Origin of the sequence: Novosphingobium humi (assembly GCF_028607105.1) — a bacterium.
GTDB classification, from domain to species: domain Bacteria; phylum Pseudomonadota; class Alphaproteobacteria; order Sphingomonadales; family Sphingomonadaceae; genus Novosphingobium; species Novosphingobium humi.
The window spans coordinates 398225-423177 of record NZ_CP117417.1 but is presented as its reverse complement, the minus strand read 5'-3'; the positions used below and the strand labels follow the sequence as shown (position 1 = coordinate 423177).

Below are 24953 nucleotides of genomic sequence, written 5' to 3'. Positions count from 1 at the left end.
GAGCGCGAGGGTCTAGACCCTCGCATTTCCTCCTTCTTCCTTCACATATTGGGATAATTGGGCCCACCGCCACCTTCGGGCGCGACCCATGTGATGTTCTGCGTAGGGTCCTTGATGTCGCAGGTTTTGCAGTGGACGCAGTTCTGCGCGTTGATCTGGAGGCGTTTGGCATCCCCCTCGCCCACGAACTCGTACACGCCCGCCGGGCAATAGCGCGCTTCCGGCCCGGCATAGCGCGGCAGGTTGATCCGGGTCGGCACCGTCGCATCCGTCAGTTTCAGGTGGCACGGCTGATCCTCCTCATGGTTGGTGAAGGAGAAGGAGACATTGGTGAGCCGGTCGAAGCTGATCACCCCATCCGCCTTGGGATAGGCGATGGGCTGGTAGAGATCGGCCCGGCCCGTGGCCTCGGCGTCACTGTGGTGGGCCATCGCGCCAAACGGATTGATGCGCAGATACCGCGCCCACATATCCGCGCCCGCCAGCACCGTGCCCAGCGCCCCGCCGAACTTGGCGACCAAAGGCTGCGCGTTCTGCACCAGTTTCAGCTCGTCGGCGATCCAGCTCTCGCGCAAGGCCGCCTCATAGGCGTCCAACTGCGTGCCTTCCTCGCCCCCGGCGATGGCGGTGACAATCGCCTCGGCGGCCAGCATGCCGCTCTTCATTGCGGTGTGGCTGCCCTTGATGCGCGGCACGTTGACAAAGCCCGCGCTGCATCCGGCCAGCACCCCGCCGGGGAAGGCCAGATGCGGTACCGATTGCCACCCGCCCTCGTTGATCACCCGCGCGCCGTAACTGACCCTTTTGCCGCCTTCGAGGATCGCGCGGATCGCGGGATGCTGCTTCCAGCGCTGGAATTCCTCATAGGGGCTGACATGCGGGTTCCTGTAATCCAGCGCCGTGACAAACCCCAGCGCGACCTGCCCGCCCGCCTGATGGTAGAGGAAACCCCCGCCCCAGCTCTCGCTCTCACTGAGCGGCCAGCCCTGTGTGTGCAAAACCCGGCCCGGCACATGTTTGGCCGGATCAATGTCCCACAATTCCTTGATGCCCAGACCATAGACCTGCGGCTGACAATCGCGCTCCAGATCGTACTTCGCCTTGACCCTTTTGGTCAGATGCCCGCGCGCGCCCTCGGCCAGAATGGTGTATTTGGCCGTCAGGTTCATGCCCGGCTGATAGTCGCCCTTCGCCTTGCCCTCGTGGTCGACGCCCATGTCGCCGGTCTGCACGCCGATCAGGCGATCACCGTCATAGAGCAGTTCGGCCGCCGGGAAGCCGGGGAAGATCTCCACCCCCAGCTCCTCGGCCTTGCCCCCCAGCCAGCGGCACAGATTGCCGAGGCTGACGGTGTAATTGCCGTGATTGCTCATGAAGGGCGGCATCAGCGCATGGGGCACCGCATAATGCCCGCCCTTGGTGAGCACCCAGTGCCAGTTGTCCGTCACCGGAACCTCAGCCAGCGGGCAGTCGCTGCTCCGCCAATCGGGCAGCAATTCATCCATCGCGCGCGGATCGACCACCGCGCCCGACAGAATATGCGCCCCGATCTCCGACCCTTTCTCCAGCACGCAGACGCTCAGATCAGCGTTCAACTGCTTGATCCGGATGGCGGCCGAAAGCCCCGCAGGCCCTCCGCCCACCACCACCACATCATAGGGCATCGTGTCGCGCTGGATCTCGCTCATGGCTTACAGCTTCCCCGTCAGTTCGGGCACGGCATTGAACAGATCCGCCACCAGCCCGATGTCGGCCACCTGAAAGATCGGCGCGTCCTCATCCTTGTTGATGGCGATGATGGTCTTGCTGTCCTTCATCCCCGCCAGATGCTGGATCGCCCCGCTGATGCCCACCGCGATATAGACTTCGGGCGCGACGATCTTGCCGGTCTGGCCCACCTGATAATCGTTGGGCACATAGCCCGCGTCCACGGCGGCCCGGCTCGCGCCCACGGCTGCGCCCAGCTTGTCGGCCAGCGGCAGGATCGTGGCGGCAAAGGTCTCGGCGTCCTTCAGGGCGCGCCCGCCCGAGACGATCACCTTGGCGCTGGTGAGTTCAGGGCGTTCGCTTTTGGCGATCTCGGCGCCGATGAAGCTGGAGAGGCCCGCGTCCCCGGTGGTGGCGATGGTTTCGATGGTCGCGCTGCCGCCGGTGGCCTCGGCCTTGCCAAAGGCGGTGCCGCGCGCGGTGATCACCAGCTTGGCGTCCGAGGATTCCACGGTGGCGATGGCATTGCCCGCATAGATCGGGCGGGTGAAAGTCCTGGGGCCTTCGACGCTCAGGATATCCGAGATCTGCGCCACATCGAGCAGAGCCGCCACGCGCGGGGCGATGTTCTTGCCCGTGGTCGTGGCAGGCGCGACAAAGGCGTCATAGCCGCCCATCAGCCCGACGATCAACGGCGCGACATTCTCCGCCAGCCCATGTTCATAGGCCGCATCGTCAGCCACCAGCACCTTGGCCACGCCGGCGATCTTGGCCGCCGCTTCGGCCACACCAGCCACACCCAAACCGGCCACCAGCACGTGCACCTCGCCCAGCTTCGCAGCGGCGCTCACCGCCGAAAGCGTGGCGTCCTTCAAGACCGCATTGTCGTGTTCAGCCCACACCAAAACAGTCATTATGCGACTCCCAATTCTTTAAGCTTCACGACCAGCGCATCGACATCGGCCACCTTCACGCCCGCGCTGCGTGACCCAGGTTCGGCCACTTTCAGCACCTTGACGCGCGGCGTGATGTCCACGCCGTAATCACCGGGCGCCTTGGTCTCGAGCTTCTTCGACTTCGCCTTCATGATGTTGGGCAGGCTGGCATAGCGCGGTTCGTTCAAACGCAGGTCCGTCGTCACAATCGCGGGAAGAGCCAGCTTGACCGTCTCCAGCCCGCCGTCCACCTCGCGCGTCACCAGCACATGGTCGCCCTCAACCTCGACCCGCGAAGCAAACGTTCCCTGCGGCCGCCCCGTCAAGGCGGCCAGCATCTGGCCCACCTGGTTGCTGTCATCGTCAATCGCCTGCTTGCCCAGCACCACCAGACCCGGCGCTTCCTCGCCCACGATCTTCGCCAGGATCTTGGCCACCGCCAGCGGTTCGACCGTCTCTTCCGTGCTGACCAAAATCGCCCGGTCCGCGCCCATCGCCAGCGCCGAACGCAAAGTCTCCTGCGCCTTGGCCGGGCCGATCGAGACCACCACGACCTCGCTCGCCACGCCCTTTTCCTTCAGGCGGACCGCCTCTTCCACCGCGATCTCGTCAAACGGGTTCATGCTCATCTTGACGTTCGCCAGGTCCACACCCGTCCCGTCCGCCTTCACACGTGGCTTCACGTTGTAATCAAGCACACGCTTGATCGGTACCAAACACTTCATGGCAACATCACCCTTAAGCTTTCAGCACCCGATTCCACAGGCGCTTGCATGGCCGTTGAACAAGGTCTATACCAAACATCTGTTACAGTCAAACGAGGAAGCGTATTTTGGCTCTGCCATCCCCCTCCTGCCCCGCCACCGCCAGGCCGTCCGACAGGGCCGTGCGGGGCACGGGAGCATGGGCATGACCATGGCGCCGCCCACCCCCCGCGCGCGCCGCCAGCCCACCGAGCAGGGCAGCAACCGCCGCGCGCAAATCCTTGAAATCGCGGCCCATCTATTCGCCGCCAAGGGCTATGCCGGAACGTCCATGCGCGATATAGGCGAAGAGGCGGGCGTGCTGGGCGGCTCACTCTATCACCATGTCAAATCGAAGGACGCGCTCTTTGCCGAGCTGCACAACAATGCGCTCGATCAGGCCGGCGCGCGAATCGAGGAGGCCATCGCCACCATCGGGGATCCGTGGAAAAAGCTGGAAACCGCCTGCGTCACGATGCTGGAAATCCAGCTCGATCCGCAATCGCTGACCACGCCGCTGATGAGTGATTTCCGCACGGCGCCCGAACCGCTGCGCCGCCTGCTGATCGAGCGGCGCGATGCCTTCGAGGCGATCTTTGCCCGGATCATCGCCGAGCTGGATCTGCCGCCGCATATCGACCTGTCGATCTATCGCAACACGCTGCTGACCATGCTGAACCATACGACCGATTGGTATCGCCCCGGCCGCCTGAGCCCCGCCGACATCGGGCGGCAAGTGGCCGCGATCATGCGCGCGGGGCAAGCCTGACGCCAAGCGCAAAAACCGCCCCGGGCATGAAGCCAGGAACGGTGCGATACGTTGACGTTTCAGATGGGGAGGGGAGGGGCATGCCTTCGACATTAGACACAGACAGCGCAATTATATATTGCGCTGCACACAATATATGGCAATTACTAATTTAAAAATTATAGTCAGCGATAAATATGATTATCATTAAAAAAAAAGGTTAATACAATTACAAATACTAAAATCATCAAAATTTTATTCAAGTCGGGATAACATATCCTTTTGGTGCAAAGCTTGGAAAATCCTCCCATGTTCCATTCGGATTATAAAATAGCCTTATTTCGCAATGCTTGCATCGCGAGATCAAATGAACGCCATCGTGGCGGGTTCTTTTCCTGTTTCTTATATGCCTCCCTCTAGAACAGAAAAAATATATACGGAAAATATTATAGAGCTTTCCCAACACACCACACTCCAGACATATCAGCCATCTCAACCTTCCAATGTAATTCTGTAGCCACGCTGTTTTTCACAGACGATTTTACAGTCCTTGTTCAGGACCTTTCGGATCTGGCAGATAAGGACTTGAATGTGCTTCACACTCACGTCGTCAATCCCGTTCCCTATCATGTTGCTGATTTCATGATACGAAAGGCAACGCCCCTTTCTCGCGACAAGGCTCAGCAGAATCTGCTTGTGTCGCCGGGGAAGCCGCGAAATATCAGCGATTTCAACAAGCTGCCTGTCATGACGCTGATCTTGGAAATGCTGCTCAAAGGATTGGACATAGCGCCGCCACATCGCGCGCGATCGCCAAACAGCTTCTACCGGCGAAGTCCGTTCAATATCGATCACGTCATCAAAGCCGGCCGCCACCGCGCGCGCGCGCTTGGGCGGTGTGGCATTGGCCAAAATACAGACCTTGAGCTTGTTTTTCAGTATCGGCGAAAAGGATTTGAGAACCCGGATCATCCGGCCGACATCATTTCCCCCGATAAAAATCGCATCAAATTCGGATGACGTGGTCGCAATGAAATTGGTTGAATTTTCACTGTACGAATATTCTTCAAATAAATGAAAAACTTCGCTAAGCCAAATCTTTCTCTCCTCCGAACTGCCGTCGCTGAACGAAAGATACCTTACCTTCATTTCATCGGGAAAAATCTTCTGGTGTAGGTCATCTAGCTTCAAATGTGAATTATTTCCTCGATTCACATCTAAACACCTATCTATCCTCGCAACTGCCGTCATGCCATTTTTGCCCCGGAAATGGTTTCACGCCCCGATCGCGAGCCGTTATAAACCTTCACTTTTACGGCTATGGCGCAGCAAAATGTTAACGGAAAACCCCTATGTTAATCTTTAGAATCCTTTAACAACAGCCAATTGCGCGATTTGCCTTCACTTTTGGAAATCGATTTCCCTTTTGGACATATCCTGATTGGGTATCCATATTAGGGGGCCCCAAGGCACAGTTCCTCACGGCGCCGAATAAAAACGAATCCCCACTTCAATTCATGTCCGCGCCCTCAGCAGCAACGCAATCGGCCCTCGACCGCGCGCGGTAATATTGAGCACCTTGCCGCCCGCCACGCGAAACGCCGCCAAGCCCCCCATCAAGCCCGAGGAGCCTGCCATGGGCCATCTCCTACCCGGCTTCGCGAGCGCTCAGCCTTGGATCAGCGGTGATCGGGAATGGTCAACCAGATTGTCGACCACGCATAGCGGCCTGCCATTGATGGATACGCCTTGGCCCGGATCAGGCAAAACGCAGGGTCCGGACGCGAAAGATGGCGACATGCAGCCGGGCGGCCTGCGCGATATCCGCAATCCTGTGGGCCGCATCGCGGGCCGCGGCGGCGTCAACACAATGCGCATGCCAAAAGCTCGACACCGGCTGGGGCGGCGCCATTCCCGGCTTGGGGATAAGCGCCGCCACATCATCGCGGATCAGCCCCGGCAAGCGCATGGCGGCCAGACCGGCCTCCAAGGGCGCCGGATCGCCGCCGTTCAGGGCCAGAATCAGCTTGTTGCCGTTTTGCGCATCCCCCAGCCCCGTATCGGCGCATAGCCCATAGCCCGAGCCATGGCCGAGGAAATGGGGCTCGTCCTGCGCCATGGCGCGGGCGGCGGGGCTGGAAAAGGCCTGCGCCATCGCCTCGGGACTGTCAAAGCGCAGTTCGACAAAACCGTCCGCGCGCAGGAAAGGCGGGCCGGGCGCGGCAAACTCCTCCTCGACATGATTCTGAACATAGCCGCGCAGCCCCGGCAGATCGGCGATGAAGCGCCCATGGCGCCGCCAGCCCTGCGAGAACTGCGCCCGCGTATCGCCCTCGCGCCGGACCAGCACTGACATCCTCTTGAACATGGTGCTCTTGAACCTTCCTCAGGCGATGGAGGCGCCGCCATCCAGCGTGACAATCGTGCCGGTGGCATAGGGTGTGGCGGCCATCAGCAGCAATTGGCGCGCGATATCCTCGCCCGTACCGACGCACCCGGCCGGATAGGTGGCCCCGACCCGCGCGTACATCGCGGCCTGCTCCTCCTCGCTCATATGCGACCACATCCCGCCCGCCACCACGGCGGGCGAGACGGCATTGACCCGAACCGGTCTGAGTTCGAGCGCCAGCCCCCGCACCAGACTTTCCAGCGCGCCGTTGATCGCCCCCATCAGCGCGCGCCCCGCCACCGGCCGCGTCGCCAGAAAACCCGCGACAACCGAGAGCGAGCCACCCGGGGCAATCCGCGCCGACCGGGCCAGATGGTAAAAGCCCCAGAACTTGCTGTCGAAGGCCTGACGCGCATCGGGCAGCGGCAATTCACGGACCGGCGCGATTCTGACATCCGATCCGGTCACGATGACATGGTCCCAAACCCCAGAGCTTTCGCAGAAACCGGCCACGGCCTCTGCATCGGTCAGATCCAGCACGGCGGGTTGCGCGCCATGCCCGATCTGCGCCGCCGCCTTGGCCAAACGTTCCGGGGATCGCGCCGCGACCGTCACCCGCGCCCCGCTTTGCGCGGCAAGGATCGCACTCGCCAGCCCGATGCCCGAACTGCCCCCCGCCACCAGAACGCGTTGCCCTGTAAAATCGAACATGCCACTTCTCCCTTGGCCGACCTGCCTCACGCGGTGACATCCATTGCCCAGACCCGCGATGGCCCTGCCTGCACTTTTACGATGACCGCAGCTCTGCCCGGCCCCCTCTCGGCATGGAGCACGCCATCGGCCTGCATCGCGGCTATGCCTGGCATATTCGCCACGCGCCGACACTTCCTGACCGAAGACAAGATCCCGATTGTGCTTGAAGGGCTGCGCGGCGAGGAGAGCATTGCCGAACTGTGCCGCCGGTCGTCCGCCGGTTTCCTTCACAATCCGCTGCGCAAGAGCCCTGGTCGCCCCAAGTCTGGCCCACACCGTCTGCGGCTACAGACAAACAGAGGCACTCGCTGACAATCAGCGAATGCCCTCAAACTAGCGGAAATCAGGGATTTTTTCAACCGTCGGCAGGCGTCGCCAGACAGGAAAATGGAGGCCGAGCCGGAATCGAATAGATTGATTTTAGGAGAAATTTATCAAATATTTAGATTGAAGGCATTTTTGCCTAGGCCCCAAAAAAGGCCCTGAAAAAAGTTGTCTGCAAAAATAATCGAACCGGCGTCTTTTCAGACGTTCTGAGGTCTTATTATCACTGCGCGCTAAGGCCATCAACAGCAACTGCTGACAGCTACCAGCATTCACGAATCGACATCAACAGACAATGAATAACTGGTGCTGCGCCCACCACCTTCATCCCTGACCAGAATCCCGCGGTGGACCAGGTCGCTGATGTCGCGCAGCGCCGTGTCCGACGATGTCTTGGCCAGCGCCGCCCACTTCCGGTTGGTCAGCTTGCCCTCGAATCCATCCAGCAGCCGGTTAATCACCTTGCGCTGACGCTCGTTCAACGGCTGATCCGACAGCCGCTCCCAAACCCGCGCCTTGCGCATGACATCGCCAAGGATGGTCTCTGCGCCATCAAAGGCGCGGTCTAGGCAGGCAATGAACCACAAGAGCCAGGCCGTGATGTCCAAACCACCCTTCTGCGTCGCCTCCAGCATCGCGTAATAATCCTGCCGCTCGGCTCGGATTTGCGCCGACATACTGTAAAACCGCTGCGCCGTGCCCTCCGCCCGCGCCAAAGCCTGATCGGCGATCGCGCGCGCAATGCGCCCATTGCCATCATCAAACGGGTGGATGGTCACAAACCACAGATGCGCGACGCCCGCCTTTACGACCGGATCGGGCACCGCCGCCTCGAACCATGCCAGGAACAGCGCCATTTCATCGTCTAGGCGGTCCGCCGCTGGCGCCTTATAATGCACCCGCTCGCGCCCGATCGGTCCAGACACAACCTGCATCGGCCCGCTCGCTGCGGTGCGCCACGCGCCGACGGTGATCCGGCTCATCCCGCTGCGCCCGGTGGGAAACAGCGCGGCGTGCCAATCGAAAAGGCGTTCAGCCGTCAAAGGTCGCGCGTGGTTCTGCGTGGCATCAAGCATCATCTCGACAATGCCCTCGACATGGCGGTCGGCATCAACCAGCCCGCCAATGTCCATCCCCAGGCGCCGGGCAATCGATGACCGCACCTGCTCCCGGTCCAGCACTTCGCCTTCGATCTCGCTGGACTTGACCACATCCTCGGTCAAAGTGCGCAGCACAGCCTCTTCCCGCAAGGGAAAGCCGAAAGCCTCCATCCGTCCAATGAGCCGCCCCTGTCGATGGCGCACGGCGGCCAGCGGCTCGGCAAGCCGCTCATTGCTCCAGTGCAGATTGGGCCAATCGGCCAGTTCGTGGATATAGGTCATCACATTCGCCGCGAATTTTGCGGCATTTGTAACACCCATTCGCCGCAGCGGGCAACCAAATTCGCCGCGTATCACGCGGCGAATAGCCAATCGCTACCCGCATAAAGGCGCCACGCAATGACGTCCAACAACTCCAGTCCATTGCACACCACCAAAATGGTAGGCCATCGCACAAGGGCCTCACCAAGCTCATTGAACTCTGATAGCGCTCCGCCTAAGCTGTTGGCAGAGGTGATTTAATGCCAAAACGCAGCAGCATACGTACGGGTAGTGAACTTTTCATCGTCGACAACAGCGAAGATGATTGGAAGGCACTGCGTTATCTTAAAGATTGGTGCGAAATATCGCGCAGCATCGATATTGCGTCCGGCTTTTTTGAAGTTGGCGCGCTCTTGGCGCTCGATGGTGAATGGCAAAAACTAGAGAAAATTCGCATCCTCATGGGGGATGAGGTGTCCCGCAGAACTAAACGTGCGTTTGCCGCTGCGCTATCGGCGGCGTCGAATGTGCTGGACGGCAGCCTCGAATCTGAAAAGCAGAAAAATCATTTCCTTCGCGGTGTAGGCGCCATCGTTGACGCGCTGCGTTCAGGCAAAATCGAATGCCGCGTTTATCGTAAGGACAAATTTCACGCAAAGGCCTACATCACTCATGCACGCATGGAAGTGATCGGTTCCAGTGCATTGGTCGGCTCGTCCAACTTCACGTTGCCTGGCCTGACGGAAAATATTGAACTAAATGTGCAAGTTACCGGAACCCCCGTGGCGGTTCTGCAAGAATGGTACGACGAGCATTGGGAGGAATCTGAAGACGTAACGCCAGAAATTCTGAAGACTTTCGAACGCCACGCCCGCCAATATCTGCCGTTCGAAATCTATGCTCGGTCCTTACAGCAGTATTTCCTGGGACATGAAGAAACCGCGAGCGAATGGGAGAAAGGCACGTCACGCATTTTCCCTGTTTTGGCCCGCTACCAGCAGGACGGATACGGGGGGCTCCTAAAACGCGCGGAAAAATATGGCGGAGCATTCCTTTGTGACGGCGTCGGTCTGGGCAAGACCTTTATCGGGCTCATGCTGATCGAGCGCTTTGCCGTTCACGAGAAAAAGAATGTCGCTCTGTTTGTCCCTAAATCGGCAAAGACGCCGGTTTGGGAGCGTGAGTTACGCAAGCGCCTGCCCGATGTGTTCAAGGGATACAGCCGCCTCAAGATTTTCAGCCACACCGATTTGATGCGCGAAAAGATGCAGGAAGAACTGGATCGTGTTGGCGAAGAAGCCGATGTGATCATTATCGACGAAGCGCATCACTTCCGGAATACGGGAACGAAGGGTGAAGATGGCGAGGTGCGCAAATCCCGCTACTGGCGCCTATACGACCTCGCCCAAGGCAAGCAGATGTTCCTGCTGACCGCAACGCCGATCAACAACCGTCTCACTGACTTCCAGCATATGGTCGAGCTGTTCACCCAGCACCAAGCCGATCATTTCGCGGGTGGCACGCTCGGCATCCACTCACTGCCCGGTTATATCCGCCAGCTCGAAAAGAAAATCGAAGCCGAGATTTATGGAAATCGCGCAGATCAGGGCGCGCTCGAACTCAACAGCGCCGATGTTTCTCTCCGCCTCTCCGCCGATCCACTGTTCGACGCCCTCGTTGTCCAACGCAGTCGCAGTTATGTGAAGGAAAGCATGAAGCGCGAAGGCGATGGGGAAGTCATGTTCCCTGAACCGCGCAAGCCAACCGTTGCAGAATACTCGGTTCGCCAAACCTACGGCAAGTTGCTCGATATGGTGGCAGAGGCCTTCCACAAGCGCGATCCGCTGTTCGTCCTCGGCATTTACAACCCATACGCTTATTATAAAGGCGATAGCGAGGAGGTTGCAACCGCACTCGAACGCGGTCGCCTTAAGCAAGTTGTTGCCCTGATTCGGACCAGCTTCCTGAAGCGGTTCGAAAGTTCGGCAGACGCGTTCCGCCAATCCTGCTGGCGGCTGCTGATGAAGCTGCTCGCCTGGATGGAGGTCCATTGCGAAACCGAGCATGAAAAGGCTCAACTCCACCGCTGGAAGCGCAAACACGCCAAGCTGCTGGATTACACGCCTCAAAAAGACATGTTCGACGACGATGAGGCAGAAGACGATCTGATTCCACCGGAGCTACTGGAAGCCGTCGAAAAGCTCCCGCGCAAGGACTTCAAGGTCGAAGAGATCATTGACCATACCCTGGCCGATCTCGAACAGGTCGCGGACTTTCTTTATGAACTGGAGAAGTTCAAACCGAGCCAGGACCTGAAGCTCAAGAAACTGATCCAGCTCCTGACAAAGGACCCGGTGCTGTCAAAGCACAAAGTCCTGATCTTCTCAGAGTTCGGCGATACCGCGCGCTATGTTGCGCAGCAGCTCAAGGATGCCGGGATCCAGGGCGTTGACCAAATCGACAGCGGCACCAAGGGCGATCGCGCAACCATCATCCAGCGGTTCGCTCCCTATTACAATGAAAGCTCTAGCGCTGAACAGGGCGACAACGAAATCCGTGTTCTCGTTTCAACCGACGTACTGTCCGAAGGCCTCAACCTTCAGGATGCCACTAGGCTGATCAACTATGATCTGCACTGGAACCCGGTGCGGCTGATGCAGCGGATTGGCCGTGTCGATCGCCGCATGAACCCGCAAATTGAAGCGCGGATCGTGGCTAACCATCCCGACCAAAAGGACCTGCGCGGCACCGTCGCCTACTGGAACTTCCTGCCGCCTGATGATCTCGACGAGCTGCTCAAGCTCTACGGCAAGGTTGCCCATAAGACTTTGCGGATTTCCAAGACGCTTGGCATCGAAGGCAAGCAACTCCTGCGCGAGGACGACGACTATGAAGACCTGCGCAACTTCAGCGAGCAATACGAAGGCCAGCGCAGCCCGGACGAGGATATGCACCTCGAATGGCAAGACCTGCTAAACGCCACCCCCGGTCTTGACGAACAGGTCAACGCCTATCCTAACGGCATCTTCTCAGGGAAGCAGAACCTCAAGCCCGGCACAAAGCAGGTCTTCTTCTGTTATGCCCGCCCCGCGCATGACAAGGCGGCGAGCGATGCCTCGGGCGAGGATGTCTGGACCGCCGAAGCAGGTGACGTGCAATGGTATCTCTATGATGTTGCATCAGGGGAAATCCGGGAGGATGCGCCGATGATCATCGACTCGATCCGCTCAACGCCGGAAACACCGCGCGTTACGCAGATGGAGGAGGCTAAGCTCTCTGACATCCGGATCGCGGTGGAAAAGCATATTGCTAAGTCATTCCTGCGCAAGGTTCAGGCGCCGCTGGGCGTCAAGCCAGTGCTGAAGGCTTGGATGGAACTGAATTAACCTGGACAAAATGAGGCCAACGAAAACATGACGGACATCACCGCCGAAGAACTGGCCAAGGTCAACAGCTTTCCCCGCCTGGTCAGCTTGCTGCGCGACAAGCTCGACTGGCCGATCAACGAGGAATACGAGTTCGAGGACGTAATCTTCGAGTATGAGCCGCAAGAGCTGGGTCTGAAGGCGGACGAAACCGCCAAGCTGCGCGAAATCCACCAGCTCCGCCCGCTGGTCACCGGCCAGCCCTGGGGTATCTTCTTCCTGTCGTTCGACGACAAGGCGATGTCCGTGACCGTGCTGCGCCGCATCCTGCGTGCGCTGGTGGTGAAACAGCGCGCAAGCGGCCAGAGCGCGGACCGCGCCGCGTGGGAAAAGGAAGACCTGATCTTCGCCGCCAACTTCGGCAAATCGGGTGAGCGCGAACTGGCCTTCGTCCATTTCAGCGATGGGGCATCAACCGGCGATCTACCCGCGATGAAAGTGTTGGGGTGGAACCACCGCGACACGACACTTCACAATCGGCACGCTGCTGATCTGCTGACCAAGCGGCTGGCATGGCCGGATGATCCAGCCGATCAAACCCAGTGGCGCAATCAGTGGGCCAGCGCATTCGAGGTAGGTCACCGCGAGGTTATCACCACTTCTCAGGAGCTAGCCAAACGTCTCGCCGCGCTGGCAGGCGATATCCGCGCCCGCGCCAATCAACTGCTTGCCGCCGAAACCGACAAGGGTCCGATGCGGACCATGCTTGAGGCGTTCCGGAAGAACCTAATCCACGATCTGGACGAAGACGGCTTTGCCGATATGTTCGCCCAGACCATCTGCTACGGTATGTTGGCAGCGCGGATATCGCGGCCCTCTGCCGAGGACGGTAAGGGCGTCATTGTCGCTGACAACTTGGCCGACATGGTGCCCAAGACCAATCCGTTCCTGAAGGAGCTCTTCGCCAGCTTCCTTAAGATCGGCGGGCGCGACAGGCGAAGTGGCATGGACTTCGACGAACTGGGCGTCCGCGATGTCGTGGACATGCTCAACCGAGCCAACATGGAGCGGGTGCTTGAGGATTTCGGCAACCGGAATCCCAAGAAAGATCCAGTAATCCACTTTTATGAGGATTTCCTCAGGGAGTATGACAAGGATCAGAAAGTCGATGCAGGCATATTCTATACCCCGCCTGCCGTGGTCGGCTTCATCGTGCGTAGCGTGGATGAAAGGCTGCGGAAGGAATTCAGCCTCCCGCTGGGACTGGCAGATACCAGCACTTGGGCCGAGTTGGCCACCCGTAACGACAAGATCGCCATTCCCGGTCATGTTAAGCCCGAGGCTCCCTTCGTTCAGATTCTCGATCCGGCTACTGGCACGGGCACCTTTTTGGTTGAGGTAATCGACCTGATCCACAAGCGGATGGTCGAAACATGGAAAGCGGAAGGCAAGTCTTCGGCTAAGATTAAGGCTGCATGGAACGACTACGTTCCGCATCACCTTCTCCCGCGCATCACCGCCTTTGAGCTTAAGATGGCAGCCTATGCCATTGCGCATATGAAGATCGGGCTGAAACTTTCTGAAACCGGCTACACCTTCGGTTCGGACGAGCGTTTGCATGTCCTGCTGACCAACTCGCTTCAACCGCCACGTGCGCTCGATCTGGATGAACGCGCGCGGCAAGTAGCCTTCGCGCACGAAGCAGAGCGCGCCAACGATGCGAAACAATGTGGCTGTTTCACCGTCGTCGTCGGCAACCCGCCTTATAATGGCTACTCCGTTAATTCCAATAATTGGATCGATAATTTACTCAAAGCCTACAAGATCAATGTTGGCCGAGAAGAGAGACAAATTCAAAGGCTTTCGAATGATTATGTGAAATTCTTTAGATTCAGTGAATGGCTTATACAAAGAAGTGGTTACGGCGTCTTCTCTTTCATTGTTGACGCCGGATATCTCGACGGAATTTTGTTTCGTGACATGCGGGCATCACTTGCTAGAACCTACGCTAACATCCAGATTGTCGATTTGCATGGCGCCTCCGTACGGGGTGCTCATGATCGCGACACTTCGGACGAGAATGTTTTTGATATTACGCAGCCAAACTGCATTTTCATCGGCACAAAGCTTGGGGATCAAGGGCGCGTTCAATATGTTTCCCTCACCGGTTCTCAGGAAATGAAATTCTCGATATTGGATCGAAAGCAATTTGCTGCGCTCGGCCCTGTCGATATCACCCCTGTAAAACCGCACTTTTATCTTAAGCCACACGAAGGAGATGATGTTTACGAGGCATGGCCTGACATCCTTTCGTTGATAGGGACCGGCCGTCCGACGCAGGATCGCGATTTCCGGTATGGAACGGGCATTAAGACGAGACATGATCATTTCGCCGTAGGCTGGTCTAACGCGGACGCGGTGAGTCGTATTTTGACTATCGCGAATCGACCGGAAGAGGGGCCAGCTCTAGTAAAGAAGCTGAAGCTCTGTAGCACGTCTCATTTCTCGATCGCAGATGCACGGGAGAGAGCTGAGGCCGGTGGATTGGAAGACTTCACCGCAAGTTTGGCCTACCGTCCGTTCGACCGACGAACAATCGTCTATCTTCGGCAATTCATCTGCGAGCCGAAATTCAAAACTATGGGCCATTTGGTCAGAGTTTCAAACTTGGCTCTGTGCGTGTTGCGAAAGAACCGTCGGGAGACCGGGTCAAATGCCCTCGTTGGGGAATCACTTGTGGCCAAGGACTATGTGTCGGATCTCGACGATGCTTTGGTCTTCCCACTATGGATTGCGGATCAAGGGGTAACCTCCGGGCGATTGCCCAATCTACATAAGTCAGCAATTGAACGCGCCTTCGCGGATCTGAAACTGACCTATGACGATGGCATACCGCGCGGCCAACAGGGCAGCTTGGGCAAGGAATTCATCAAGCCAAAGCCCGAACAGATCGGCCTGCTCGACACGCCCTGGGACGGGCGCGGCGATCTGGCCAAGAGCTTCGGCCCGCGTGACCTGTTCGACTATATCTATACCGTGCTGCATGCGCCCACCTATCGCAGCCGCTATGCCGAATTCCTGAAGTCGAACTTCCCGCGCATCCCCATGCCGGGATCGCGCGCGTTGTTTGCTGATCTCGTGCCGCTGGGCCGCGAACTGGTCGCCCTGCACCTGCTCAAGCCCGATGAAGCCCCGGCGCTAAAGACCCCCGAAATCCGCTTCGCCGGAAGCGGCGAGGCGCGTGTCGGCAAAGGCTATCCCGAATACACAAACGGCAAGGTGATGATCAACGCCTCCCGCTGGTTCGAGGATGTGCCTCTGGCCACATGGGAGTTCCACGTCGGCGGCTATCAGCCCTGCGAAAAGTGGCTGAAAGACCGCGCTGCCAAGGGCGGCAAGAAACAATCCGATGGCCGCGTCCTGACCGACGAAGACGTGCTCCACTACCGCCGCATGGTCACCGCCCTCACCGAAACTCGCCGTATCATGGCCGAAATCGACAAGGTGATCGAAACCCACGGCGGCTGGCCGGGGGCGTTCAAGTTGGGCGGGGAGGAATAGGCCAATGGCGATGCGTTCAGCGATCCACTATCCCGACACGCACCTCCAGTCTCCTCAAGCCATGGCTTCCGCCTTGCTGCTGTGGGACAAGCTTCGGGTAATCGTGCCGTTTGAGGATTATCCAATCCGGTACCGAAACACGGACATGAACGACGCATGGGAATTGATCGGCAAGCCGCTGGTTCCGGACGATGCCAACAAGCGCCAGGCCCACGAGAGCATCAAGGCTATGCTGGAAGCGGGCGTACCGCGCCAGATTCAGTACCGGGATGATCTGCAGCCCGGACAGGAATATGAAATCTGGCCGCAAAAACTGAACTACGAGACATGGGAGATGCTGCAACAAAGCCGGATGACCGCTGCACCACTTGCCAATGGCGACTACCCGTTCGAGCAGGAAGCGGGCATCACGATCATGGCGAAACTAGCCGACGCATGCGCAGGAACTACGTTTGCAAGGGTAACGGACAAAATGCTAGCCTATGGCCTGATCGGGGACCGCGATGAGCCTGTCCTCGCGCAATCGCACGTTGTGCCGCTCACCCTCGAACTGATCGACGCGAATGCCATTTCACTCGAAAAGTTGATCGATTTTCGCCGACGCGAAGAGCGGGAGCAAAAGGGAGGCGATTACAAGGCATGGCGGCATACATATGCCGATTCCGTGCAGAGCCACATAGCGCGCTTGCGGCAAGTGCAAAGCGCCAACGAACGAGATCAGATCAACGAAGAATTCCGAGATGAGATGGATCTACATCTGCGCGAACTTAAGCGCGCCGTCGGCATCGCTCGGACCGAGTTGGTGCTCAAGCCTGTCGTCGTGAGCGCCGCCGTGGGTGTAGGTTTTCTTGCTGGTGGATCGCTTGGCGGCCTGGCCGCAGGCCTGACAGGGCTCGCGGTTGAACCGACCTTGAAGTTTCTGACCGACATGTTCAGCGCCGGGATCGGGTTCAGCGAGAAACAGCGCAAGGCGATGGAAAAGAACCCTATGGCCTACATGTACCAGCTCAGTCGCGCTTAGCCCCTTCGCAGAACCCTGCGAAGGACCGAGTCGCTGGCGGAAAGCCAACGTTCTTGCATTCTGGTCTACTATCAGGCATAATTATACCGCTTACCGTGATGGTGGGCTGAAAAAGAACTTGGATTGGTTCTGGATGGGGTTGTCACCGGATGGTGGCGGTTGAGCTTGATTTCCCGCCTGCTCACACCGTTGGTTTGAACATGCCAACACCGTTCAGCGCCAGTCCTCCTGGATAGGAAGACTACACATGAACCCGAACGAGCTTCTCATTCGCTTTGAAACCGTTGACCGCCAGACCGAAGGGCCTGTGACGCGGTTGATTGGCTTTGCGCGTGCGCGCAATCTGCTGCCGCTGCTTGACGCTGCGGATCTTGAAGCCAACCCGCGCACTGCAAAGGTCGGGCAGATCACTGCCGATATTATCGAGTCGATCCAGACCTCGCCGCAGTTGTTCCCTTTTAAGACCAAGGGCATCCTGGTGGCCTCGGCCAATTGCCGGGAACTGGAACGTCGCCGGTACCATATGACCTTTGAAAACCCTGCGATCGAGGGAATTCTTGACGGTGGCCATAACACTCTGGCGATTGGTCTTCACATTTTGGGGGCGGCAGGCGTCGAGCCCAAGGAACTTAAAAAAGTCAAAAGCTGGCCCGAGTTCAAGATTGCCTGGGGCGCGCATCACGACAAGGTGAAGGAACTCAAAGCGACTGCCGTCGCGGGGGAAGGAGGTCCGCTCGATTTCCTTGTACCGCTTGAAGTACTAATCCCTGCTGATCCCGATGATGAAATTGAACTTGAGGCGTTCACCAGCTCGCTGTTCGAAATCTGTGCGGCGCGCAATAACAACCGTCAACTTGCGGACGAAGCCAAGGCCAACAAGAAGGGCTTGTACGATTACCTGCGCGAGCAGGTCCCTTCAGACATTTCCAAGCGCGTTGAATGGAAGTCGAACGACGGTGGCGACGTTAAAGTGCGCGATATCGTCGCCCTATCTTGGATTCCACTGGCTGTGGCTGCACTGCCGGATGGACTTTCTGCACCGCGTACCGCCGACATTTACAGTGGTAAGGGCAAATGCTCGATGGCCTTTGACGCCTTGATGGAACATCCGGCGGTTTCGACCCAGACGGGAGATGGAACCTTCGAACTGCATAACGTCGCCATTGCAAGTGCGCTGAAGATTGCAGGTGATATGCCGGCGTTGTTTGATCAGCTCTATGCGGCGTTCCCCGGTTCCTACAATCGCAACCAAGGCAGCTTCGGCTTGCTCCGTGCAGTTACGCCCGCTGACAAGCTCAAAGCCAAGCCCCGGACACCCTACGGTAAAACCAATTCGGCCTATCGTTACCCTGATGGTTTCATTGTGCCACTCGCGGTGGGTCTGCGCGCCTTGCTCAAGACCGAGACCGACGGCAAATTGGTATGGAAAACTGATCCTGCCGAATTCATCGAGAAGCACCTCGACGAGATTGTCCGTAAATACAAAGTCTTGATTCAGGCCTTCAGCGGCGATGCCCAGAAGATCGGCAAGAATGAGGGCAGCTACACGCTAGCATTGGATGCCTTTGAAACCGAGCTGCTCAAGCTCGCGCAGAACGCTTGAGGAGGTGGACATGGCTTATAGAGCAAAGCCGAGTGGTGTGCGCCTAACCGAAGCCGATGCCGCAACAATTAAGGGCATGTTGGCGCGTGGTGATCGCCAGCATGATATCGCGGCATGGTTTGGTGTTAACGGAGGCAGAATCGCAGAAGTCGCAACCGGGCGGACATTTGGCAGTATCGTTGCGACTCCAGTATCGAACCTGCCGCCACCTGGTCCCTACCCAGCAGCGACAGATGCCTATGCAGCGCTTTCTGCCCTGCGGACGGCAAAGCAGGCCATAGTGGCCGCAGAAGCAATGGTGAGTGTTCATCTACGCTAATTTGAGCGGGTCGGCGCTGTAGTATTACCCAACAGCGCCGACCTAAAATTCACAGCTCTCAAACCCCTGCCAACCACTCCGCCGCCTTGGCCGCTTCGCTGGCGGCAGTGAAGATAGCGCGGCTGTCGGCTTTGAGCACCTTGAGCCAGGATGCGAGGTAGCTGGCATGATCGGGGCGCGGGCTGGAGGACAGGCCAAGGTCGGCGCAGAGGAAGGCCGCGCCAAGTTCGGCGACCAGCTCTTCCATCGCATAGGCTTCATCGCCAAATCGCTTGCCAAAGGTGCGCGCCAGGCGGTGCTCGGCGCCGGACCAATGGACCAGTTCGTGGAGCAAGGTCGCATACCAGTTCTGGCCAGCGTTGCCGGATTCGGTCGCAAAGAACAGGCGCTTTTCCGGCATGGTGATGGTGTCGGTGATGGGCGTGTAATGCGCGCTCTCACCCTGGATGCGGATGGCGGCACCGGTTACTGCAACGAAGGCATCGGCGCCGGGGATTGGATCGAAATCCTCGGTGGCAGTGACGTAGGGCATTTCGTAACCCTCGACCTGGGCGACGTTGAACACATGTGAGGCCTGGGCAAAGATGCGGCCTGCGCCCTCGCGTTCTTCGGCCTGCTCGTCCTCGGCTTTGTCCAGAACCTTGTAAAACACGATTGGCGCGGCCTTCTCACCCTTGCGGACTTGGGCACCAAGCGACTGCCACTGGCGATAGGTGGCCCAGAGGCCATGCCCGTAGTGCTGCGCTTCGGCGCTGGCCCAGAGGGCGATGACACTGACGCCGCGATAGGGCTTCTTGGTGGCCGCGTTCATCGGGCGATAGAGCGGGGCGCCGCTGCGGTGCCAGGGCAGCTTGCATTCGCCTGCGCCTGCTTCGAGCATGGCGATGATCTGGCTGGTGATGGTGTCATAAATGCTGACGGTCTGGGTGCTGGCCATGGTAAAAATCCTTCGTCCTGTCGTTGGGAACGCGGATGAAGGGACAGGCTGGATCGGCCCTGCGGGTCAGCGCAAGCGGAACAGCCAACACGGGAGGGCCTTGGCCCGAATGGAGCGGGCGGGCTGTTGATCCCGCCGGGCACGGCCTGTCGAAGAGGAGCGGTTCATGCCAAAGACGGGGCGAAGGATGCCATGGCCAGCGTGCCGCCAAGCCTTGGAAATCAGCCCAAACCTGCCCCCATTGCCTTGCTCTTGCCGCTGGCGGTTGTGTCGGCCTCCAGCGCCGTCTGCTTTTCGCCCGCGCGTTCGTAGATCGCGGCCACCAGCCTTTCGCGGTCGTCAGTGACGATCACCGCCTCGGATTTCGCGCGCGAGAGCGCAACATAAAGCATCTTCTGGTCCACCAGATTGGCCGATCGGCTGTTGGCGTGGATCAGCACGCGCTCAGCGGTTTGGCCCTGCGCGGCGTGTGCGGTCTGTACATAGGCATGGCGGATATGGGCATCGCGAGGGTTGGCAAGGTCGAGCTGCTGCTCCCGGCCATTGGCAAGTTTCACCGTCACCCGCGATTGGTCGGGGTCAATGTCCGTCACCATGCCCAGAAGGCCATTGGTTCGCCCCATGGCGCCATCGTTGCGCGTGAACTGGATGCGGTCGCCCTCGCGCAAGTCCATGGTGCGCGGCGCATAGGCCTGCACCTGGCCAGCCCCCCATTGCCGGGGGTGCCAGTCGATTGTCGCGCCATCGGGCCCGGCAAGGGTCACTCGGTTACGATCAGGGTCTACGCCCATGATGCGCAGCGCCTCGCCCCGGCTCACGCCCTTGGCCGCATAATCGCGGGTGAAGCGGACGATATCACCGATGGCATAGCTGGCGGCTTCGCCGGTTTCGGCGCGGGTCAGACCTTTGGCCTCCAGACTTTCAAACGTCAGCGCCGATGCGGAAAGCTCGCCCTTGGCGGCAAGGTTCTCGCGGATCAGGCCGGTCAGGCGATCCCGCCCTTCGCGCGATGGCTCAATCACCAGCGTTTTTGCCCGTTGTTCTGGCGACATTGCGGTGTAGCGCTGGGCGATGAGGGCAAGCCGCTCCTCGGCGCTGGCGGCCTCCAGCACCTGGCCGCCACCGCGTTCCAGCGCTTCCATCGCTTTGCCTGCATGGCCCTCGATGGAGGCCATGACCGCCTCGCGCGTGTCGGCATTGGTCTGGCGCACCACTTCGGCCAGCTTGGCGGTGGGCATGCCTGCCTGCTGCAACTGGGCAAAGGCGGCCCCGGCGCCAACCGACCCCAATTGCCGGACATCGCCGACCAGAACCACGCGCACGCCTGCCTTGTCGGCGCTGGACAGCAGGCGGGCCATGTCGTGGGCGGAAAGCATGGAAGCCTCGTCCACGATCCAGACGGCATGTCTGCCGGGCATTTTGGCTTCGGGCGCGAGCAAATGGCGTGAGACCGTATCACTGCGCAGGCCAAGCGATTGCCCCAGCACGCCCGCTGCCGATGCGGTGGGCGCCAGCGCGGTGACGGCCATGCCGCGCTGTTTGGCTTCGTGAGCATAGGTCGCCAACACCGTGGTGGTCTTGGCCGTGCCTGCATAGCCTTGCACTGCAGCCACGCGGTCGGGCGAGGTCAGCAAGTCCAGGGTCGCGCGGCGCTGGCCCTCGGTCCAAGTGAAACCGGCCCGCTCGGATTGGCGCGCGGCCAGTTCCACCGCGCGCGCGGCGGCGATCGGCCCGGCGAGCGGCGCGGCCATGCCCCGGCCAGCGGCCTCGATGCGAAGCATGGTGCGCTCGGTCTCAATGCCCGATGGTGTGGTGAAGCCAGCAAATTCGGTTCCGCGCCGGTCCAGATAGGGTCGCGGGACCAAGGTGCCGCTCGCGTGCGCCTCGGCAATGGCGGCGGTGATGTCGCCATGCCCCAGCTTGCCAAAGGCATAGTCGCCTACCTCGCGCGTCAGCGTGTGGGCGGAAAACACCGCCTCGCGCTCAGACAGTTTGGCGGCGGCAAAGGCCACGGCCTGCCGTGCGAGCAAGGCCGGATCGGCCCGCACGGCCTCTGCTCGTGCTTGCGCCTCGGCCATCAACTGATCCCGCCCCGCATGGTCAAACCCAGCACCATCGGCTGCCGCGCGCCAGGCCTGCCGCAAGGTGCCATGGTCAACGCTGGCCTTGGCCTCGCGCGTGTCGAGCGCAGCGATCTGCCTCTCTGCGGCGCTGGCCTCGGCTCGGGTCTTGCCCCGCTCGGCCAGACGCGCCTCGATCGCGGCGGTGCGCTGGCTGAGCGCTTCGGCTGCGGCCTTGGGCACGCCTGCGATCTCGAAGGCGGATTCCTTGCCACGCTCGATCGTGTAGCCAAGCTGGACGACGCCATGGGCCAGTTCCTGGCGATAGATCGCGCCAATGTCCTTCTGAAGCTGATAGATGGCGCGTGGCTCCAGGCTGCGCCATGCGCCTTGCTGATCGCGCGTGGCGTTCAGAACCACGGCATGGGTGTGAAGCTGCGGGTCTTGGGCGCGGCTGGTGTCGTGGCGGAAAGTGGCGATGGCGAGATTGCCGGTGGCTTCGCGCTCCACCTCGGCGCCGTTCCTGATCCGGGTGGCGGCCATGTGCTTTTCCACATGGGCCAGCGCCACTTTGGCCGCTGCCGCATGGGCCGCGATCAGGCGCTTGTCCCCGGCGACCTCGGCCATGATCGAGACGGATTTGGGCGCTGACAGGGCAATATCCCATCCGGGGCGATGCTCTACCTTGCCCCCGCGCGTGGTGCCAAGCTGCTCGCCAGCGATCCGGCCCTCCAGCATGGCGCGGAACTGGTCGCGATCAACCTCGCCGGAAAGGCCCAGATATTCCGCCCCCTTGCCGAACCATTCGGACGGGGCGAGCCCGCCTTCCGCGTAATAATCGTCGGCCTCGTAATAGCTCGCGGCTTGGCCCGCGCTCGATAGCGCGCTGACGGTCGCCACCATCACACCGGCCCCTGCATCTGGCCCGCCGCGCGCGCGTCGCGGCTGATCTGGCTGGCCCGGCTCCACAAGGTGGCATCCGCTGGCGCGGGGATGAAACCGAGTTGCCTTGGGCTCCCGCGCGCCGCGATATGATCGGCGGTGAGATGGATGCGCGCCACCGGCAGGCCATCGGGCAGCAGCAGGAAGCCGTGGTGAGGCTCCAGCCGCAATTCGCTTTCCAGCACGGCGGGGCGAAACTGGCGCTGGGTGTTGAGCGTGGTGCGGGGCAAGTCGGCGCCGAAAGACAGTGTGTCGGTCGAGCTGCGCAGTTCCACCTCGCAATCGCCGATGGTCTGGCTGGCCCAGGCGCGCGTTTCGCGGTCTACCGTTTGGAGAAACAGCTTGGTGTTGCAACAGGCCAGCATGGCCTCGGCAATGTTGGTGCCATAGCGGTTGCGCATCTGGCCCAGCGCCTGAAAAGTTAGCACGATCGCCGCGCCAAACTTGCGCCCCTCGGGCAGCAGGCGGGCCAGATTGTCCACCTTGGGCAGGTCGGCCAACTCGTCGAGGATGAACCAAATGCGCCGATTGGGCGAAGGCGACAGGCCCAGCACGGCGCTTGCCGCGCATTCCAGCCAGCAGGCCATCAGTGGCTTGGAGGCCTCGAAATAGTCCTCCTTGCGCGGCACAAAGATCCACGGCTTCGCGCCTTCGCGGGCGTCCAGCCCTGCGACGAAATCGCGGAAGGCGAAACGCTCGGCACGGCCATCATCGACGCGCAGGAACTGGATCAGGTTGGCCGCCTTGGCCAGCATGAACAGCACCGACCCGGTGGCGCGATCAGCATCATCGGCAAAGGTGCGCGCCGATGATGTATGCAGCAGCCATTGCTTGAGCTGGTCTTTGCTCTTGACCTGCAAGGCCTCCAGCAGGGCTTCGAGCCGACAATTGCCCTCCGCCCAGAGCGAGCGCAGCATGTTGGCGACCAGGATGCGGCTGGTTTCCATCCAGACATCATCGTCTTGGCTGCTGGTATCGGAAACCAACTGGCGCGCGATGCGATCGGCGTCGGCAGGGTGGGAAATCTCGTCAAACGGCGACCAGAAGGCGCAGCGGGCGTCGAAGGGATTGAGGATGATGTCGCCGCGCTCGGGCCGGTAATAATGCGCAATGAACTCGCCGCTGGTGTCATAGACCAGCGCCGGTTCTCCCCGCCTTTCGATGCCATCGAGCATCTGGCGCAGCGCGGTGGTCTTGCCGCTGCCGGTGGTGCCCAGCATCGCGAAATGGCGCGTCTCGATGCGGCGAGGCAGCGGGATGGCGCCGATGGCGAGTTCGCCGCCCACCTGTGGTGGGGCGGTGATGCTCGCAAGTTCGGTCTCGCCGATCACCCGCGTGCCGGACAGCACCCGGTCGCCCATCGTGTCTTGGCCCTGATCGACCATGGCGCGGCGCAGCAGCTTGATCGCCATGATGCCAAGGCCGACGCCCATCACCGCGCCGATGGACATGGTGGCCAGCCACCAGTGATAAGCGCTGGCAAAATCCGCGCCATAGGCCACGTCGCTGGCAGGCATGGTCTCGCGGATGCCATCGACCAGGACGTTCATGTCGGGCTCGTGGCCCAGGAGATTGCCCGTCATCACGAGGCCGCGCGCGAACAGGCATTGGAGGGCCAGCGCAAAGGTCTCGGTGGAAAGCACCAGGCGGGAGAGAACCAGCGCCCCGCCCAGCGTCATGACCGCCAGCAGCTTGGCAAAGAAGCCAAGCCGATGCTGGTATTGCGACAGGCGCATCCGCCACAGGGCATGGGCGCGGGTGGTGAAGTCCTGCCCGCCGATCATGGCCGCCCCTCCGTGGCCAGCCCGCGCTGGCGATCGAAGGCTGCGCGCGCTTCGGCGGCGATAGCCTCATCGCCTTGGCGCGCGCCGAGTGCGGCGTTGCGGGCATAGGCATAGGCTGCGCAGGCCACGAACAGGTTACGGTCGAGCACGCGCTCCAGTTCAATCAGCCGGACCGCGATGGTGCCGACTTCCTCGGCAATCTCGCGCGTGTCAGCATCGCGGGCCGCGCCCCCGGCAATGGCGGTAAGGCCCGCGTCAATCGCCTGGAGCAAGGTCCGGTAGGGCGGCAAGCCGCGTCGCTCGGCTAGGGCCAGCAGCGCTCGTTCCTGCTCGGGGCGCAGGCGGATGGTGCGCTTGGTGGCGGTCAGCATGCCCGCCTCCCGCGCGCGCTTCGGGCGCGC

Annotated in this window: 19 protein-coding genes; 6 read left to right on the top strand and 13 right to left on the bottom strand. The window is 60.3% G+C overall.

Annotated elements, in window-relative coordinates; translation table 11 throughout:
• Positions 1–41 precede the first annotated feature (41 nt).
• From PQ457_RS01960 to PQ457_RS01950, 3 genes are read right to left on the bottom strand one after another with little or no spacing between them, the layout of a single operon-like run.
• Entirely contained in the window at positions 42–1688 is a 1647-nt protein-coding gene (locus PQ457_RS01960) for an electron transfer flavoprotein-ubiquinone oxidoreductase (RefSeq protein WP_273618128.1), read from the bottom strand.
• A 3-nt stretch (positions 1689–1691) separates the two neighbouring features.
• Positions 1692–2621 (bottom strand): electron transfer flavoprotein subunit alpha/FixB family protein, encoded by a 930-nt coding sequence (locus tag PQ457_RS01955; protein ID WP_273618127.1) that lies wholly within the window; start codon positions 2619–2621, stop codon positions 1692–1694.
• Positions 2621–3367 (bottom strand): electron transfer flavoprotein subunit beta/FixA family protein, encoded by a 747-nt coding sequence (locus PQ457_RS01950; RefSeq protein WP_273618126.1) that lies wholly within the window; start codon positions 3365–3367, stop codon positions 2621–2623. The genes PQ457_RS01955 and PQ457_RS01950 overlap by 1 nt, the downstream gene beginning before the upstream one ends.
• 184 nt (positions 3368–3551) lie before the next feature.
• Here PQ457_RS01950 and PQ457_RS01945 point away from each other — a divergent pair, with 184 nt between their 5' ends.
• Positions 3552–4154 (top strand): TetR/AcrR family transcriptional regulator, encoded by a 603-nt coding sequence (locus PQ457_RS01945; protein ID WP_273618125.1) that lies wholly within the window; start codon positions 3552–3554, stop codon positions 4152–4154.
• Positions 4155–4625: 471 nt separating this feature from the next.
• Here PQ457_RS01945 and PQ457_RS01940 read toward each other — a convergent pair whose 3' ends face one another.
• The 6 genes from PQ457_RS01940 to PQ457_RS01915 all read right to left on the bottom strand — a co-directional run bounded on the left by PQ457_RS01940 (position 4626) and on the right by PQ457_RS01915 (position 8981).
• Positions 4626–5384: a helix-turn-helix domain-containing protein gene (locus PQ457_RS01940; protein ID WP_273618124.1), complete on the bottom strand. Its 759-nt coding sequence runs from the start codon at positions 5382–5384 to the stop codon at positions 4626–4628.
• A 264-nt stretch (positions 5385–5648) separates the two neighbouring features.
• A complete protein-coding gene (locus tag PQ457_RS01935) occupies positions 5649–5771 on the bottom strand; it encodes a hypothetical protein (protein ID WP_273618123.1) in 123 nt (40 codons plus the stop codon).
• Positions 5772–5892: 121 nt separating this feature from the next.
• Positions 5893–6501, bottom strand: coding sequence for an EthD family reductase (locus PQ457_RS01930; RefSeq protein WP_273618122.1), 609 nt, complete (start codon positions 6499–6501; stop codon positions 5893–5895).
• Between the two features lie 18 nt (positions 6502–6519).
• The gene (locus PQ457_RS01925; protein ID WP_273618121.1) at positions 6520–7233 is read right to left on the bottom strand and encodes an SDR family oxidoreductase; all 714 of its coding nucleotides are present in this window, start codon (positions 7231–7233) and stop codon (positions 6520–6522) included.
• A 26-nt stretch (positions 7234–7259) separates the two neighbouring features.
• Positions 7260–7397, bottom strand: a complete 138-nt coding sequence (locus PQ457_RS01920) for a hypothetical protein (RefSeq protein WP_273619361.1) — start codon at positions 7395–7397, stop codon at positions 7260–7262.
• 474 nt (positions 7398–7871) lie between these two features.
• Positions 7872–8981 (bottom strand): Fic family protein, encoded by a 1110-nt coding sequence (locus PQ457_RS01915; protein WP_273618120.1) that lies wholly within the window; start codon positions 8979–8981, stop codon positions 7872–7874.
• 239 nt (positions 8982–9220) lie between these two features.
• Between PQ457_RS01915 and PQ457_RS01910 the strand changes: the two genes are divergently transcribed.
• From PQ457_RS01910 to PQ457_RS01890, 5 genes are all read left to right on the top strand, one after another.
• Entirely contained in the window at positions 9221–12346 is a 3126-nt protein-coding gene (locus tag PQ457_RS01910; RefSeq protein ID WP_273618119.1) for a helicase-related protein, read from the top strand.
• Positions 12347–12373: 27 nt separating this feature from the next.
• Positions 12374–15886: a type ISP restriction/modification enzyme gene (locus PQ457_RS01905; RefSeq protein ID WP_273618118.1), complete on the top strand. Its 3513-nt coding sequence runs from the start codon at positions 12374–12376 to the stop codon at positions 15884–15886.
• 4 nt (positions 15887–15890) lie between these two features.
• Positions 15891–16907, top strand: coding sequence for a hypothetical protein (locus tag PQ457_RS01900; RefSeq protein WP_273618117.1), 1017 nt, complete (start codon positions 15891–15893; stop codon positions 16905–16907).
• Positions 16908–17154: 247 nt separating this feature from the next.
• Positions 17155–18510, top strand: a complete 1356-nt coding sequence (locus tag PQ457_RS01895; protein ID WP_273618116.1) for a hypothetical protein — start codon at positions 17155–17157, stop codon at positions 18508–18510.
• A 10-nt stretch (positions 18511–18520) separates the two neighbouring features.
• On the top strand, positions 18521–18829 hold the full coding sequence (locus tag PQ457_RS01890; protein WP_273618115.1) for a hypothetical protein: 309 nt from the start codon (positions 18521–18523) through the stop codon (positions 18827–18829).
• A 58-nt stretch (positions 18830–18887) separates the two neighbouring features.
• Here PQ457_RS01890 and PQ457_RS01885 read toward each other — a convergent pair whose 3' ends face one another.
• The 4 genes from PQ457_RS01885 to PQ457_RS01870 form a co-directional block, all read right to left on the bottom strand.
• The gene (locus PQ457_RS01885; protein WP_273618114.1) at positions 18888–19766 is read right to left on the bottom strand and encodes an ArdC family protein; all 879 of its coding nucleotides are present in this window, start codon (positions 19764–19766) and stop codon (positions 18888–18890) included.
• A gap of 221 nt (positions 19767–19987) precedes the next feature.
• On the bottom strand, positions 19988–22729 hold the full coding sequence (gene mobF / locus PQ457_RS01880) for a MobF family relaxase (protein ID WP_273618113.1): 2742 nt from the start codon (positions 22727–22729) through the stop codon (positions 19988–19990).
• Positions 22729–24552: a type IV secretion system DNA-binding domain-containing protein gene (locus PQ457_RS01875; RefSeq protein ID WP_273618112.1), complete on the bottom strand. Its 1824-nt coding sequence runs from the start codon at positions 24550–24552 to the stop codon at positions 22729–22731. The genes mobF and PQ457_RS01875 overlap by 1 nt, the downstream gene beginning before the upstream one ends.
• Positions 24549–24923, bottom strand: a complete 375-nt coding sequence (locus tag PQ457_RS01870) for a hypothetical protein (RefSeq protein WP_273618111.1) — start codon at positions 24921–24923, stop codon at positions 24549–24551. The genes PQ457_RS01875 and PQ457_RS01870 overlap by 4 nt, the downstream gene beginning before the upstream one ends.
• Between the last annotated feature and the right edge of the window lie 30 nt (positions 24924–24953).

Excerpts from the sequence above, each read along its gene's own strand:
- PQ457_RS01885 (WP_273618114.1), bottom strand. The coding sequence starts at position 19,766 with ATGGCCAGCACCCAGACCGTCAGCATTTATGACACCATCACCAGCCAG.
- PQ457_RS01905 (WP_273618118.1), top strand. The coding sequence starts at position 12,374 with ATGACGGACATCACCGCCGAAGAACTGGCCAAGGTCAACAGCTTTCCC.
- PQ457_RS01935 (WP_273618123.1), bottom strand. The coding sequence starts at position 5,771 with ATGGCAGGCTCCTCGGGCTTGATGGGGGGCTTGGCGGCGTTTCGCGTG.
- PQ457_RS01895 (WP_273618116.1), top strand. The coding sequence starts at position 17,155 with ATGAACCCGAACGAGCTTCTCATTCGCTTTGAAACCGTTGACCGCCAG.
- mobF (WP_273618113.1), bottom strand. The coding sequence starts at position 22,729 with ATGGTGGCGACCGTCAGCGCGCTATCGAGCGCGGGCCAAGCCGCGAGC.
- PQ457_RS01945 (WP_273618125.1), top strand. The coding sequence starts at position 3,552 with ATGACCATGGCGCCGCCCACCCCCCGCGCGCGCCGCCAGCCCACCGAG.
- PQ457_RS01930 (WP_273618122.1), bottom strand. The coding sequence starts at position 6,501 with ATGTTCAAGAGGATGTCAGTGCTGGTCCGGCGCGAGGGCGATACGCGG.
- PQ457_RS01950 (WP_273618126.1), bottom strand. The coding sequence starts at position 3,367 with ATGAAGTGTTTGGTACCGATCAAGCGTGTGCTTGATTACAACGTGAAG.
- PQ457_RS01915 (WP_273618120.1), bottom strand. The coding sequence starts at position 8,981 with ATGACCTATATCCACGAACTGGCCGATTGGCCCAATCTGCACTGGAGC.
- PQ457_RS01875 (WP_273618112.1), bottom strand. The coding sequence starts at position 24,552 with ATGATCGGCGGGCAGGACTTCACCACCCGCGCCCATGCCCTGTGGCGG.
- PQ457_RS01910 (WP_273618119.1), top strand. The coding sequence starts at position 9,221 with ATGCCAAAACGCAGCAGCATACGTACGGGTAGTGAACTTTTCATCGTC.
- PQ457_RS01925 (WP_273618121.1), bottom strand. The coding sequence starts at position 7,233 with ATGTTCGATTTTACAGGGCAACGCGTTCTGGTGGCGGGGGGCAGTTCG.
- PQ457_RS01960 (WP_273618128.1), bottom strand. The coding sequence starts at position 1,688 with ATGAGCGAGATCCAGCGCGACACGATGCCCTATGATGTGGTGGTGGTG.
- PQ457_RS01900 (WP_273618117.1), top strand. The coding sequence starts at position 15,891 with ATGGCGATGCGTTCAGCGATCCACTATCCCGACACGCACCTCCAGTCT.
- PQ457_RS01955 (WP_273618127.1), bottom strand. The coding sequence starts at position 2,621 with ATGACTGTTTTGGTGTGGGCTGAACACGACAATGCGGTCTTGAAGGAC.
- PQ457_RS01890 (WP_273618115.1), top strand. The coding sequence starts at position 18,521 with ATGGCTTATAGAGCAAAGCCGAGTGGTGTGCGCCTAACCGAAGCCGAT.
- PQ457_RS01940 (WP_273618124.1), bottom strand. The coding sequence starts at position 5,384 with ATGACGGCAGTTGCGAGGATAGATAGGTGTTTAGATGTGAATCGAGGA.
- PQ457_RS01870 (WP_273618111.1), bottom strand. The coding sequence starts at position 24,923 with ATGCTGACCGCCACCAAGCGCACCATCCGCCTGCGCCCCGAGCAGGAA.